Source organism: Chryseobacterium taklimakanense (assembly GCF_900187185.1).
In the GTDB taxonomy this organism is placed as follows: domain Bacteria; phylum Bacteroidota; class Bacteroidia; order Flavobacteriales; family Weeksellaceae; genus Planobacterium; species Planobacterium taklimakanense.
This window is the reverse complement of sequence record NZ_LT906465.1, coordinates 945,491-960,025: the sequence shown is the minus strand read 5'-3', so window position 1 is coordinate 960,025 and position 14,535 is coordinate 945,491. Positions and strand designations below refer to the sequence as shown.

Below are 14,535 nucleotides of genomic sequence, written 5' to 3'. Positions count from 1 at the left end.
TGAACAATCTTTTTTCTTTTTAATTTCTAAATGCACAACAGGTATTAACAACATGATTAATAAAATTATTAATTGCAAGAAAAGAAATATTGTAGATTCATTTAACAATATTGAAGAAGTAGTCGAGTTCATTAAATCACCTAATCAGGAGCATTTTGAATTGGTTGAATATGCAAGAACTCTTGATAGAAGTTCTGATGAATACAGGTATATTAAGACCAATAAACTTCCTGCCATATCTATTAACTTCACCTTTAATAACGGATACATTACGGGCAAAAATGCATCTGATCCAACAGGTTATTTATATTTAGACATTGATGGACTTACTGAAAATGATATAGAAATCAATAAAACCTATGTTTGTGCATATTGGAGAAGTTTATCAAATACAGGAATTACAATCGTAATAAAAGTATCAGGATTAAATCATCATAATTATCAGGAAGCTACTCGTGAAATAGCAAAATTATTGGATTTACCTTATGATAAAAATGCGGTATCAATTGATAGACTAACAGTACTATCTTATGATCCTAAAGCTTTCTATAATGATAATACTGAGGTTATTCCTGTTCAGGATTTACTACCTGAAAATCCGCCGCCCGATTTGCCAACAAAAAGTACCCACTACAATAATAATTTAAGATACAACACCAAAGGGTATGATTGTAATGGGTACGAACTAAGATTTAACAACCTTGATGAGGTACTTGCAGATTATCCGATAAAATTTGATAATGATGGCGTATATGATTTTGGTAGTGAAAATAAAATTAAATACTCTTATGTCCACGTTCCATTTAAGAAAGTGGGTACAGGAAATAGGGAAAATATTATGAAATCAATTACATATCAAATCTATGCTCTTAATCAAAATGCTCCAAAAAAATTGATAATGAATTACATTAAAGGGGTTAATAGTTCTTTCATGATTCCTCCACTTTCTGAAAAGGAACTATCTGACACCTTGAATAAACTGTATTGCTCTTCAAAGAAAGTTGAACCCATAATTAATGGTCATAGAAGGTTTATTTATGATGATCAAAAAAGCTTGACTACCACTGAAAAAAGAAAATTTAATATTATTCGGGTTAACAAAGAAAGAACTGAAAAAACTAAGCAGTTTTTATATGACATAATGTACGCTTGGAATGAAACGAATTCGGGTAAATTAACTATTAATAATCTAACCAAAGTATCACGTATGAATCGTAAGACCGTGCAAAATTACTATTCGGAATTAAAGAAGCTTTTGTGAATTTATTTTGCAGTCAAGTATCTCGGGTATGGGTGTATAATTTGAATATTTACTTGGAAGTTTTTTTCTACATCCCCCCTACCTCGAATTTTTCGATTTCTCAGTTATAAACAGATTCCTTTTTGGTTTCTGTTTTTCTTTTTGTATTTCTCCACTCTCAAGACGTTTGGGAGCGGGAAGCCAGCCGCTTTCCGAGATTTTCCCGTTCAAGAAATTTGCTTTCTGTTTGTTTCAAAAATAGACTTTACTTCCTCGCAGTTCAATTTTACTTTTGGATTTTCACGCAAATAAAAACTTTCTGCTGTTTTATTAACAATGTAGCTAATTTTTGCACATTCTGGATCAGTTTTTGATTACTTAAATCAACGAAAAAGCCCGTCAATACTGGGAATATTGAACGGGCAAGTGTAAAAAAATTCTAACGCTAATTAAAATTATTACAATGGCAAATTTAAGTATTTTTTTGGATGAAATCCAAGTTTATGTAGGGACGTACAAAAAGTACAGCGAAGGTTCTATTTTCGGCAAATGGTTATTGCTTTCCGATTATTCCGATTTTCAAGATTTTCACGAAGCTATTAAAGAGCTTCATTCTGATGAAGATGATCCCGAATATATGTATCAGGATTATGAAATAAGCCCTCTTTTTGAAAGAATGGGACTTATATCAGAATGCCACATTTCGAGCCAAATTTTCGAGGTTATTGAAGCCATAAAGTCTTCATCTTATGACCTTGAAGTATGGGAAGCTTTTACGGACTGTTTCGGAACTTATGAAGATGTTTCGGAACTTGAACAAAAGATTCAGGATTCTTATATGGGCGAATATGGTTCGGATGAAGAATTTGCAGAACAATTATTAATTGAAACGGACTCAATACCTCGCAATTTACCCTCTTATATTTACATAGACTGGGAAAGGACAGCAAGAGATTTAATGATGGATTATTCGGCTTCTAACGGGCATTATTTCAGATGTTTCTAAACTCTAATGCAGCAGAATTTCGGCACCTCAATTTGATTGGGGTGCATTTCTGTATTTAAAATCTCAAATTATGAAAGCAAGATATGTAAGGGTTTCAACAGGAAACCAAAAAACTGCAAGACAGGAAGCAAGGCAATCCAATGATGAAAAAATCTTTGTAGATATAATCAGTGGAGCAATACCATTTAATGAAAGAAAACAAGGAAAAGAGCTGATGAAAGCAGTCGAAAACGGAAAGATAGACTATGTTTCAGTAAGTTCAATTGACAGGCTCGGAAGAAATCTTTTCGATATAATTTCAACTCTCGAATTTTTCAGAGAAAATAAAGTTGTTTTAAAAGTTGATAATCTCGGCATTGAAAGTATGGTAAATGGTGAAGAAAATTTTGCTTTTAAACTAATTATTTCGGTGATGGCTAGCATTTCAGAGATGGAAAGGCTCAATTTACTTGAAAGACAAAGAGAGGGTATTGCTATTGCAAAAGCAAAAGGTGTTTACAAAGGACGTGAGAAGGGAACAGTTGAATCTGACGAAGATTTTCTCAGTAAGTACAAAGAAGTAATTAAGTATCTGAAAAAAGGATTCAGTATCAGAAATACTGCAAAAATATGTAATGTTTCTATTACGACAGTTCAGAAAGTAAAGAATAAAATTTAAAGAATATGTAACAAAATATCATTTACAGAATTATGTAAAACAAAGTTGTTTACATTAATTTTCCATTTCCTTTTTTAGGATTTGATAATTTTCATCATCGTAGCATACGAGAATAACTTCTATTTCTGTATCCTCTTTAAGATGATTTTTTATAGTTTCAACCGAAATTTTCGCAGCCAAATCCTTTGGAAAACAATAGATTCCTGTGCTAATATTGGGAAACGCTATGCTTTTACAATTAAACTCTTTTGCTCGAAGTAACGAATTTGTATAACAATTTTTTAACTTCACTTTTTCATCATCATTTCCGCCATACCAAATAGGTCCAACCGTATGAATTACAAATTTAGCGGGTAATTGCCCAGCAGTTGTAACAACAGCTTCTCCAACTTCACATCCACCTTGCTCGGCTATTATTTTTTTACAGCCTTCAAGTATCTTTATTCCTCCCGCCCTGTGAATTGCTCCATCAACTCCACCTCCTCCAAGCAATGAAGTATTCGCTGCATTTACGATTGCATCCACCTCAATCTTGGTAATATCACCTTTAAATATTTTTATTCTATCCATATTTTTTTCATTATAAATTTCGTCAAAATAAACCTCAAGGAAAAAACCATCGCCGTAAGCAAGGCAAACGAAAATACAAAGATTAATAAAAACAACTTCGCATTGTCCCAAAACGCTTTTTCATTCGTTTTGTTTTCAGGCCAGCAAATTGTTACCAAAGACGGATTCATCACTATGTGAATACATATTAAAAGTGATAAAACAAAAGATGCTTCTAATAATTTCGATTTGATTTTCATTTTCTTACTAAGTTCTGTTTTCTATGAGATACTGTCACTTAACAACATTTTTTATAGCTATTTCTAATTATTAGAGTTGAGACAATTAAATTACCATATAAAAATCAAATTAATTCTAAATTAAATGCTTACTTACAGACAGGTAGATTTAAATTATTATTGTTTCACAAACTCATAATCATAACCACCTCCCAGTCCTAAATCGGAAACTAATTTTGTTGAACTAACTTTGCGAAATCTGTATGTATCCCCTGCTGCTGTATTATGTAACGTAAAAGTAAAACTTGTATCTGTACTGGTTTGCGAATATTTACCAACATCTGCAACAGGTTTTATACTCATACTTATTCCAGCTGAATTTATAATAATGTCACCATTAACAAATGTATAGCTATATTCAGCACCAGAATTCAATTTCCACTTTCCAATTATCCAAGATGGTGGATTGATCTGTGATTTGTTATCTACTACATCACTTCTTGACTCATCACTGCAAGAAATATAGACAAAAATCATAATTATAAAAAATATAATTTTTCTAAAGCTCATTTTTTAATAGCTAATAAATTCATTTTATTTTAGTAAAGATAGTATAGTACTCATAGGTGTAATTTTCCGTACCTGATGAATAAGATTCCCTACTAGTCATAAATATTAGTTCAGAGTTTGTTAAACTTGTGATCTTTTTATACCTCTCTTTACCATCCTCATATGTTGTCAAAGTCAAAGTTTTATCATCAAAAGAATATCTTACACTTCCACTATAATAATTATCACAAGATTCATATGGCGAACTAGACATTTTATACCTTTTCGCTTCAGCAATTCCATTTTCTCCAAAAGTATAATTATCTTGCAATGCACATCGATCTTCATTCGTTGCATCTTCTTTTACTTGAGTGCCAACCTTGACCTTATAAATAGACTTCGCCTGCCAAGTACCTATTAAGTTATTTGATGTTTCATCATCATTTCGACAGGAAATTAAAAGAATAGCAATTGCCAAGAGTGATAAAAAGTTTTTCATAATGTTTATGTTAATTGTTTATTAATTACAAATTTTGACAAAGAAATTAATTATCAAACTACACTTTTATGATATTGTATAAAGTGTTTTTTATTTTTCAATTCTTGAAGTGACATCAAAGAGTGCTAGATTAATTTTATACTGGTCCCACCATCTGATAAAAAAAGTTGGGTAAAGAATTTACTTTAAGGAAATTACGATTTGTCGCATTGTTATAACCGTATCTTAATAAATACTTATTTACTTTATTATAATAATCAACAGGGTCAAGCCTAAACGCATTTCTGTGCGCCGCAGTATCCAGCATAAGCACAAACATAATAAAGAGTGCAAAATCCTCTTCAACATAATCAGTCAAATCATTTATATTAACACGGTCGTAAAGTCGAGAATTACCAATTTGCCTTGCTGCAACATTTCGAGAATACAGTATTCCAACAAATATCTCTTGCGGCACAAAATCAGTTTCTCCTCCTCTACGAAACATCTCACACATTTGATAATACGTCAAAACAAAATGTTGAACAGTACCGCTCAATGTTCCAGATTTTAAAAAGTCTAAAAAACCCATAAAATAAATCTAATTCGATAAAAAAACCAAAACACAAATGACAACCAAAGTAGCTGATGACATAATTGTACCTAATAAAATTACCACACCCAAACATCCTCCTTGCCTTGTTGAGATTTGATTAAGATGGCTATAATCAATCCTCCCTGACTTTAAATAGTTTATTAAAGCTAAAACAGCTCCAGGAGAGAAGTTAGTATTTAACCACTCGTCACTAGTAACGTTAAGAAAAGCATCAGAAACAGGACAACTAAGTTTGTCTTTATATCTCTGTTCATAAATCAAACTGACAATTTTGCTTAATTTATTGTATTTTAAATTCCCATAATCTTTAGCCTCATTATTAAGAGCTTCTATAATAGTTTGAGAACTATTTGAACGTATTATTAAAGTTAAAAAATCTCTATAAGTTGGTTCCTCAAGTCTTGGAACGCCCAAGCGATCATCATAATAAGAATGAAATCCTAATTTTGTATCTAAAGTGTACTCATATAATTCTTTGGTCGTTAAGCCTTTCCTTTTTTTCATTTTTTATAGAGTTATATTTTAATTTAAAATCATAAAGAACCTCGATATTTCCTCTTGTATTGTTTGTTTGGCTTCTATTTGATTGATTTGATATTTGGTAGCATACTTCGGTACATCGGGATATAAATTGCTTTTAGAAACATTAACCACAATTTCAATTATTTTTTCACGTTTTTGCTCCGCTGTCAAATGGGTTTCAGTTTTCCAAACTTCTTGCTCTAGCTTTGAAAACAATCCACGTAAAAACTTTCGCATCTCATCTGTCCCACCTCCTGTAACTATGATTTGACGTCGCTCACCCTTGTTTGAATAAATCGGGTGTATTGGTTTATTTGCCACTACACCGTTTTCATTACTTTTAGTGAGCAGGGCAACAATTACACCTCCTAAAGGTGAAAGTATAAGACACACAATTAAGCAACCCCAGAATCCAATTTTTCTCGTTGCACCAAGTTTTGCAGCTATGAAATAACTGACCGCAAAATAAATAATAAATGTAATTGCCATAAATAATAATATAAAAAAAAGCGAGGACTAAATCCACGCTCTAATTCAGTAGGTCGGCTAAAACCTCAAACAATAAAGCAGGAATAGCCACTCGCCATAAAGCAAGTGTGCTAAACCTATTTGCCCATTGTTTGTTCTTGTAAATTAGCCGTTCACTGAACTAAAGCAAAAAAGTCTTACACTTTTTATCCGTTGATGTTTTTCAAAATTACAAAATAAAACAACATAAACTGAATAATATTTCGTAGCTGTCCTGCATTCATTAAAAAAGTACTTCTTTTCTTTTGTTACTTTTTTCCTGAAATTGTATGATTAATTCTGCAAACTCGTTGGGGAGTTTAATCATTACAAATTCAGCAATTTCCTGTGGCATATTTCCATAATATGACATTGCCAATGCACCTGCAACGGTTGCGACTGAACTCGAATCCCCTCCACCACAAGAAATAGCATTTCTAATAGCATCTTCAAAATCAATACTGTTATAAAATGACATATATCCATAATAAAAACTGAACTCGGCACTTGGATAAAATAAAGAACCGGGCCTTATGTTCTCCATTGTACCAATGAAATCGTTTTTATGATTTTTAAAAAGATAGTCGGCAACATATTCTTTCGTATAATCAAGATGAAATAAATAAATAGCCTTCGCTAAATTTTGAGCATAAAACATTACACTTGATGAAACGTGTGTTGCTAAAACAGAACGTCTTGATTTACGTTCCAAATCTTTTAGATTATTGGCAAAAAGCCCCACAGGAGCAATACGAACTAGAGAGTAATTATCATCTGCAAACTCAATGTAAGTTTCGTCCTTTAGAAGCCATTTCACAAAGTTTTCGTTATACTTTACTCTGTTATATCTTGTTGTAAAATCCCATATATTCTCCTCAAGGTCTTTCCCGTTCATCAAAGCATCCGCTACTGCCATTGTCATCACCGTAGCTCTTGAAAATTTTGCGTTTTTACTAAAAAGGTTAAAACTCGTTGTTTTTAGGTTTGTATAATCAAAAGCAGAACCGATTACATCTCCCGCAATACAACCCAAAAGTACGTTATTTGCTAAATCCATCTTCTTTGCTTATTCAAAGATAAAATGAATAACAATCTCTTTTTACTTTTGCAATCTTGCAAACTCAATTTCAGAATCCCATTCAACTAATTTTCGGTCTAATCTTATTGATTTTGGTTTTCCCCTGTCTCCGCTAATTTCATACTGTGAATAATATGAGTATCTAAATTTCTTTGCGAATGCGCTCCTAATTCTTGAAATATGCATATAAATCAATTCATTGCCAGGTTCTACTACTGCTTTCACGCTGTCTGTCAAATTCTCATAAGAATTTCTGTTTGAGATTTCTAAATAGATATTCAGCAAATGATCTTCAAACTTTGACATATCTTTGATATCAATCGGTTCATTTACAATTAGAAAAAGAAAATAAATTGCTTTTGTAAGATGACCCATTACTATTTCTAAATCATATTCTGGCAAAAAAATTCTGAAATCTGATGAAATTTTTATTGGGCTTATTTTAAAAGGGTTTAATGTTGATTCAATCATTTGCTCTATGATAGGTGCAACCAGAAAAAAGTTACCTGATTCTACAAGTCTTTTCATACTTTCCCAAATAATATCAACTTCTTTTATAGTTTCATCATCAACGTTAATTAGCGGCAACTTTTCACTACCGTCAAAATCTTCTAAACTGTAAAATACTTTAGGTTTGCGAATGATTATGTCAGAATAATCCAGCATGTTATCGATATATTTATTCCAAAACGCATCGATACTCTCGCTTTCAAGTTTTTCAACAAATACACTTCCCGTCAGAAAAGCACTGAATACACCAGTTTTTATTTGTCCTGAGTATCCCAAAAATTCAATTAAACTTTGGTCAAAATTAGAATATTCCGCTTTAGGAATGCCATCGAAATTCTTAAAAGTCCAATGTTTTTCAGGAAAAAAATATTTGTAATTAATATTAGCAGTTGAACTTGATATATCGGGTATTACAATTAAGTTTCTACCTTTTGCTGCTAATTTTTCAGAAATGTATTCCTTATTATTAATTAAATATTCTGAATACTCTTGATTTTGGGTTGTATCAAAAAAAATAACAGCATTATATATTTCTTTATGCAGAATAAAGAAATTGGCAAATTTACTAAATCTCTTGGCAGGATAATCCCTGGCATAAATTCGCTCAATTCTACGCTCTGTATAAAATAATGGAAGTTCAGGTCTTTCAGGCGGAATCCAACTATCTTTCTTTTTCCTGAAATTAAACCAATTTGTAATTATTTTAATCATTTTTTAAATATGTCAAAATCTATACAAAGTATAATAAATAAACTAACAAAAAGCCCGTAAGAAACAATCGCAAACATTTCTTATCTTATAAATGCAGAAATCTATTTTTGATTTATTTTAGACAATATATCCTCAAATCAGCCCCAAAACGAAAACATTCTTTATCCAAATCAAAACAAAACTAATCAGATAAAATAAAATTAAAAAATAATTTTAGGGGACAAATTCGGGGACAAAAAGAAAAAAGAGGATTTATAATTTGCTTTAAATCAGCGTTTTATAAAATCCTCTTTGTTTAAACTGTGGTTTCTCCAGGAATCGAACCAGGGACACACGGATTTTCAGTCCGTTGCTCTACCAACTGAGCTAAGAAACCATTTCCTCAATTGAGTGGTGCAAAAATAGCACCTTAAAACGGATCACGCAAATTATTAAGGAAATATTTAGTGAATTATTTTAAAATTACTGATTTTCAGAACCATTATTTTCGTTTTCCTTGCGCATTTGTTCGCTCATCTCCTCCAAAACCGGGTTGATGGTGCTCGCCGGAATGTCGCTGATGCGGATATACATCAGCCCGTCAATAGCATCATTGAAGCTCGGATCTACATTAAAAGCGATTACTTTCGCATTCTGCTTTATATATTTTTTGATCAGAACGGGCAATTTCATTTCAGGTTCCAGGTCATCAATAATTTTATCAAGTTTGTTAAGGTCTGCTTCCACTTCATCCATAAAAAGGTTTTTATCGCGTTCGCGAAGCTTAACTTTAAATTCATGTTTTGGATGGATGTATTGCGCGACCGCAGAATCGTAGTAATGGGAACGCATAAATTCGATCATCAGGGATTTTGAAAATTCAGAAAATTTATTGCTGATGCTCACTCCGCCCATCAGGAATTTATGTTCCGGGTTGCGCAGGCATACGTGCACAATTCCCCGCCAAAGTAAAAACAGCGGCAGCGGTTTCTGCTGGTATTTTTGGGAAATATAGGCCCGGCCCATTTCAATAACCTTCCGGAAAAACGGCTGCAGCTCCTGGTCGAATTCAAAAAGTGAACTCGTGTAAAATCCGTCGATGCCGTGTTTGCGCATCACCTCTTTTCCCAAAGCCATCCTGTATGCGCCGACAAGTTTATTCGCTTCGCTGTCCCACAGAAAAAGGTGGTGGTAATGCTTATCGTACTCATCCAGGTCAAAAGGAAGGTTGCTGCCTTCGCCAACTGCCCTGAATGTGATTTCGCGCTGGCGGCCAATTTCCCTCATTATGGACGGAATTTCTTCATATTCGGTAAAGTAGACCTGATAATTCCCGTTTTGGAAGAGCATTTTATCATTTTCACGAAGCATTTCTATTTCCCTCATCAGGTCTTCCTGCGGTGTCACATCGATGATATTCTGAACCACATTTGCAGCTTTCAAAATAGGGAAGTTAAGTTTCAGATTCGGGAGGTTGAAAAATTCTACCAGTGATTTCCGGCGTTCGTAATAAGACTTTAACAACAAAATTTTGGTTTGTAACAACTCGCCAAGTTCTTCATACGTTTCCTCCTCGTCAATCATTTTAACGGAAACGGGTTTGCCGATTCTTATTCGGATTGGCTTGTCACGCTTGCGCATCATTTCGGACGGAAGCATCAGCGTCTGCAGATCCGGATGCAGTTTCGCGAGCTGATAAAACGTACGGCTGTTTTTCGCATGAAAATACATCGGAACTACCGGCACTTTTGCCTTTTTGATGAGCTTCAGTACAGGTTCTCCCCATTTTTTATCCCTTACTTCATTAAATTCGTTATTGGTATTTGAAACTTCTCCCGCAGGAAAAATACCGACGCATCCGCCGTCCTGTAAATGTTTGAGTGTTTCGCGCATTCCGGTCATGCTGCTGTAAGCTTCTTTCCGCGATTCAAAAGGATTGACCGAAATCACGTAAGGTTCCATCGGTTTGATTTTTTCCAGCAGGAAGTTGCCCATGATCTTAAAATCAGGACGGATTTCACTGACGATTTTTGTCATCAAAATCCCGTCAATCGCACCAAGCGGATGGTTGGCAACCAAAATAAACGGACCCGTTTTAGGTATTTTCGCCAGGTCTTCTTCAAAAATAATGTACTGAAGGTCCCTTTCTCTCACAAAAGAATCAAAAAAATCTTTGCCGGTTTTGTCTTTAAGCTTATCGTAAAGCTCGTTTACTTTATCGATCTTGGTAAGCTTCATCACGCTTTTTGCTATTGGATTTTTCACAAATCCCAATTTGCTTAATCCCGATACATTTATTAAATCCTCTTTTGAAATAAGGCTCATGGTTTTTGTTTTTTTATTGTGTTACCATCTGCAGCGTTCTCTGCGAGATCTGCTCCAGAAGCACTTTCTTACCTTCGTAAAATTTTGAAAGGTTGGAAAGGTCGGTATTCCTGACGGTAAACAGGGAAACATTTTTTACGACCTGGGTTTTGAATGTTTCGCTGAGTTCCCTGGTCAGGCTGTCGATATTATTGTATTTGTCTTCAAGGCAGAGCTCCAGCGAAATTGCCGTATTCTGCATCAGAGAAATTTTAATATTATATTTTGCCAGGCTGGAGAAAATCATGCTGAGGTGCTCTTCGGCAATGAATGAAAAGTCCCGCGTTGAAATCCTCATTAATATCTGGTTTTCCTTCAAAATATAACTTTCCGTCTGTTGGTTGTCAGCCGAATTTCCGACTTTGGTTCCCATTTTCAAAGGGTCCACGAACGATTTTACGAAGAAAGGTATATTTTTTTGTTTTAGCGGCTGCAAAGTTTTCGGGTGAATGACGGATGCACCGTAGTACGCCATTTCAATCGCCTCTTCGTAGGAAATATGAGAAAGCAGAGTTACATTTTCGAATTTGCGCGGATCACCGGTCATCACGCCGGGCACATCTTTCCATATCGTCATGGCTTCGGCATTCATACAGTATGCAAAAATTGCGGCAGTGTAATCGGAGCCTTCCCGCCCTAAGGTTACGGTGAAATTATTTTCATCAGAACCGATGAAACCCTGAGTTACATAACTTAAATTTTGTTTGAGCGCAGAAATATTTTCTTCAGTCTGGCTCCAGTTTACCACACCTTCGCGATAGGTATTATCTGTTTTTACAAAATCTCTTGCATCAAGCCACTGATTGGTAAACCCTGCAGAGTTCAGATATTCGCTTAAAATCTTAGACGAAATCATTTCGCCGCAGCTTACAACCTGGTCATAAACGAAGTTATAATTGGGGGATTTATTTCTTCGGAGGAAGGATTCGATATCATCAAAAAACAGTGAAATTTCACCAAAAACTTCATGAGTAGGTTCGAAAAGCCCTTGGGCAATCCCGATGTGATTCTCTTTAATCACCGAAATCTGGTTCCGATAGTTGTCTCTGCTAAAATACAGCTCCACCACTTTTTCCAGAGCATTTGTGGTCTTGCCCATTGCAGAAACCACAAGCAGACAGTTCTCGAAGCCCTGTGTCTCCAAAACTTTTGCCACATTCATCACGCCGTCAGCATCCTTTACAGATGCGCCGCCAAACTTAAAAACTTTCATTCTAATGCGGTGTTATCCCCAAAAAAATCTAAATATTGAGGAGCTTTTTGAATTAAGTTTCAAAAATATTAATAATACCCGAGATACAAAAAACCTGATTTTTTCAGCCGCTGAATTTTACTTTTAATCTTTACCAAAAAAAACAAAGAATTGGTGGTAAATAAAATAATTTTCCGAAATTTGAGAAAATTAAAAAAAGAAAAATGTCAGATCAGTCACTACAAACTTTAGGTGAATTTATCATTGAAAAACAGGATGATTTTCAGTACTCTACAGGTGAGCTCTCCAGGTTGCTGAGCGCGATCAGGCTTGCATCAAAAGTTGTAAACCGCGAAGTAAACAAGGCCGGAATTGCAGATATCCTGGGAAAAGTGGGAAATACCAACATACAGGGCGAAGATCAGCAAAAACTGGATGTTCTTGCCAATGAGATATTTATCACAGCACTTTCCCAAAGAGAAGTGGTTTGTGGAATTGCTTCCGAAGAAAGCGATGATTTTATTGACATTAAGTGCGGACCAAACGGCGATCTGAGTAAATATGTAGTCTTGATTGATCCATTGGATGGCTCTTCTAATATTGATGTGAATGTTTCCGTGGGAACGATTTTCTCGATTTACAGAAGGATAAGCGAGCCCGGAACTCCGGTTATAAAAGAAGATTTTTTACAGAAAGGGACTGAGCAAATTGCTGCCGGATATGTGGTTTACGGCTCCTCGACAATGATTGTTTATACCACAGGAAACGGGGTGAACGGTTTTACGCTGGATCCAAGTTTGGGGACTTATTACCTTTCGCATCCCAATATGAAGTTTCCAAGAAAAGGGAAAATTTACTCCATTAACGAAGGGAATTATATCAAATTTCCCCAAGGCGTGAAAAACTATCTGAAATATTGCCAGATGATGGAAGGCGACAGGCCTTATACTTCCCGCTATATTGGCAGTTTAGTTTCTGATTTTCACAGAAATATGATTAAAGGCGGTATCTATATTTATCCGTCCTATGCCAATGCGCCTAACGGTAAACTGAGGCTGCTTTACGAATGTAACCCAATGGCGTTCTTGGCGGAGCAGGCAGGAGGAAAAGCTTCTGACGGCTTCACCAGAATCCTCGAAATTGAACCCACCGAACTTCACCAGCGCGTGCCGTTCTTCTGCGGAAGCATAGAAATGGTGGAAAAAGCTGAGGAATTCATGAGAATGGATGCTATTAAAGAATAAGGCCTCAGCAGTTTTTAAAATTGTAAGAATTACTTTAACTAAATTTGTCAGGGTTTCATTTTTGAGGCTCTGATTTTTTTTATGGAAGCGACTTACCGAAATTATATTTTGAATTTTAAACGTCCAGGCGGCACTTCGCGCGGCATTTTGCACACGAAAGAAACTTTTTTCCTGGAAATTTCTGATGGTGAAAGAAAAGGCATTGGAGAATGCGGGCTCTTCCGTGGACTGAGCTGCGATGACGTCCCGGATTATGAAGAGAAATTAGCCTGGCTTTGTGAAAACATCAGCCAAAATTCAGATTTTTTAAAGAAGGAACTTCTAGCTTATCCCTCCATATGGTTTGGTTATGAACAGGCTGTTCAAAATCTAAAATTTGGAGGCGACCTTTATTTCCCGAGTGCTTTTACGGAAAGTAAGGGCTCGATCAAAATCAATGGATTAATATGGATGGGTGATGCAGACTTTATGAAAGAACAGATCGCTGAAAAGCTGGATTTGGGTTTTGACTGTATCAAACTGAAAATTGGTGTAGACTGGCCGGCGGAGAAAGAAATCATTAAAAATCTCAGAAAAGAATTTTCAGAAAATCAGCTTGAGCTGCGCGTTGACGCTAATGGAGCCTTCAGTTTAGATGAAGCAAAAACAGTTTTGAATGAGCTTTCAGAGTTAAAAATTCATTCGATCGAACAGCCTGTAAAAGCAGGAAACCTTGCACAAATGCGTGAGCTTTGCGCACTGACCCCAACGCCCATCGCTCTGGATGAAGAGTTAATCGGGGTGGTGGATTTTCAGAAAAAGAAAGAACTCTTAAACGAAATCGTACCGCAGTATATTATTTTAAAACCTTCTTTGATTGGGGGATTTTTCGGTTGTGACGAATGGATTTCATTGGCTGAAGACCGAAATATCGGTTGGTGGATTACTTCCGCGTTAGAAAGCAATATCGGGCTGAATGCTATTGCGCAATATACTTTCACGAAAAATCCGATATTACCGCAAGGCTTGGGCACCGGCGGGCTTTTTACCAATAATTTCGAAACAGGGTTATATCTTTCAGGAGATCAGTTAAAAAAAGCCTGAGCTGTAAATT

15 protein-coding genes and 1 tRNA gene are annotated in these 14,535 nt (G+C 35.1%); 5 read left to right on the top strand and 11 right to left on the bottom strand.

Translation table 11 applies throughout. The features are described from left to right. Window positions 1-52 precede the first annotated feature (52 nt). From CKV81_RS04560 to CKV81_RS04550, 3 genes are all read left to right on the top strand, one after another. The gene (locus CKV81_RS04560) at window positions 53-1,261 is read left to right on the top strand and encodes a BT4734/BF3469 family protein (RefSeq protein ID WP_095070849.1); all 1,209 of its coding nucleotides are present in this window, start codon (window positions 53-55) and stop codon (window positions 1,259-1,261) included. A gap of 442 nt (window positions 1,262-1,703) precedes the next feature. Further along, entirely contained in the window at window positions 1,704-2,246 is a 543-nt protein-coding gene (locus tag CKV81_RS04555; protein WP_095070847.1) for an antirestriction protein ArdA, read from the top strand. A gap of 70 nt (window positions 2,247-2,316) precedes the next feature. After that, on the top strand, window positions 2,317-2,904 hold the full coding sequence (locus CKV81_RS04550) for a recombinase family protein (RefSeq protein WP_095070845.1): 588 nt from the start codon (window positions 2,317-2,319) through the stop codon (window positions 2,902-2,904). 54 nt (window positions 2,905-2,958) lie between these two features. Here CKV81_RS04550 and CKV81_RS04545 read toward each other — a convergent pair whose 3' ends face one another. From CKV81_RS04545 to CKV81_RS04490, 11 genes are all read right to left on the bottom strand, one after another. After that, window positions 2,959-3,585 (bottom strand): O-acetyl-ADP-ribose deacetylase, encoded by a 627-nt coding sequence (locus CKV81_RS04545; RefSeq protein WP_309300025.1) that lies wholly within the window; start codon window positions 3,583-3,585, stop codon window positions 2,959-2,961. 284 nt (window positions 3,586-3,869) lie between these two features. Then, window positions 3,870-4,262 (bottom strand): hypothetical protein, encoded by a 393-nt coding sequence (locus CKV81_RS04535; protein WP_157727363.1) that lies wholly within the window; start codon window positions 4,260-4,262, stop codon window positions 3,870-3,872. 19 nt (window positions 4,263-4,281) lie between these two features. Further along, window positions 4,282-4,740 (bottom strand): lipocalin family protein, encoded by a 459-nt coding sequence (locus CKV81_RS04530; protein ID WP_095070837.1) that lies wholly within the window; start codon window positions 4,738-4,740, stop codon window positions 4,282-4,284. Between the two features lie 136 nt (window positions 4,741-4,876). Continuing rightward, complete coding sequence (locus tag CKV81_RS04525; RefSeq protein ID WP_095070835.1) at window positions 4,877-5,311, bottom strand: hypothetical protein; 435 nt, start codon at window positions 5,309-5,311, stop codon at window positions 4,877-4,879. Window positions 5,312-5,320: 9 nt separating this feature from the next. Continuing rightward, window positions 5,321-5,839 (bottom strand): hypothetical protein, encoded by a 519-nt coding sequence (locus tag CKV81_RS04520; RefSeq protein ID WP_095070833.1) that lies wholly within the window; start codon window positions 5,837-5,839, stop codon window positions 5,321-5,323. A gap of 18 nt (window positions 5,840-5,857) precedes the next feature. Further along, window positions 5,858-6,346 (bottom strand): hypothetical protein, encoded by a 489-nt coding sequence (locus CKV81_RS04515; RefSeq protein ID WP_095070831.1) that lies wholly within the window; start codon window positions 6,344-6,346, stop codon window positions 5,858-5,860. A gap of 262 nt (window positions 6,347-6,608) precedes the next feature. After that, on the bottom strand, window positions 6,609-7,421 hold the full coding sequence (locus CKV81_RS04510) for an ADP-ribosylglycohydrolase family protein (protein WP_095070829.1): 813 nt from the start codon (window positions 7,419-7,421) through the stop codon (window positions 6,609-6,611). A 42-nt stretch (window positions 7,422-7,463) separates the two neighbouring features. Beyond that, window positions 7,464-8,663, bottom strand: coding sequence for a hypothetical protein (locus CKV81_RS04505; RefSeq protein WP_095070827.1), 1,200 nt, complete (start codon window positions 8,661-8,663; stop codon window positions 7,464-7,466). A gap of 303 nt (window positions 8,664-8,966) precedes the next feature. Continuing rightward, a tRNA-Phe gene (locus tag CKV81_RS04500) sits at window positions 8,967-9,039 on the bottom strand. Window positions 9,040-9,125: 86 nt separating this feature from the next. Then, window positions 9,126-10,967 (bottom strand): lysophospholipid acyltransferase family protein, encoded by a 1,842-nt coding sequence (locus CKV81_RS04495; RefSeq protein ID WP_095070825.1) that lies wholly within the window; start codon window positions 10,965-10,967, stop codon window positions 9,126-9,128. Window positions 10,968-10,980: 13 nt separating this feature from the next. Beyond that, a complete protein-coding gene (locus CKV81_RS04490; protein ID WP_095070823.1) occupies window positions 10,981-12,219 on the bottom strand; it encodes an aspartate kinase in 1,239 nt (412 codons plus the stop codon). Between the two features lie 203 nt (window positions 12,220-12,422). Here CKV81_RS04490 and fbp point away from each other — a divergent pair, with 203 nt between their 5' ends. Together fbp and CKV81_RS04480 are read left to right on the top strand one after the other, a co-directional pair. After that, window positions 12,423-13,442: a class 1 fructose-bisphosphatase gene (gene fbp, locus CKV81_RS04485; RefSeq protein WP_095070821.1), complete on the top strand. Its 1,020-nt coding sequence runs from the start codon at window positions 12,423-12,425 to the stop codon at window positions 13,440-13,442. Between the two features lie 81 nt (window positions 13,443-13,523). Continuing rightward, complete coding sequence (locus tag CKV81_RS04480) at window positions 13,524-14,525, top strand: o-succinylbenzoate synthase (protein ID WP_095070819.1); 1,002 nt, start codon at window positions 13,524-13,526, stop codon at window positions 14,523-14,525. The last annotated feature ends 10 nt before the right edge of the window (window positions 14,526-14,535 follow it).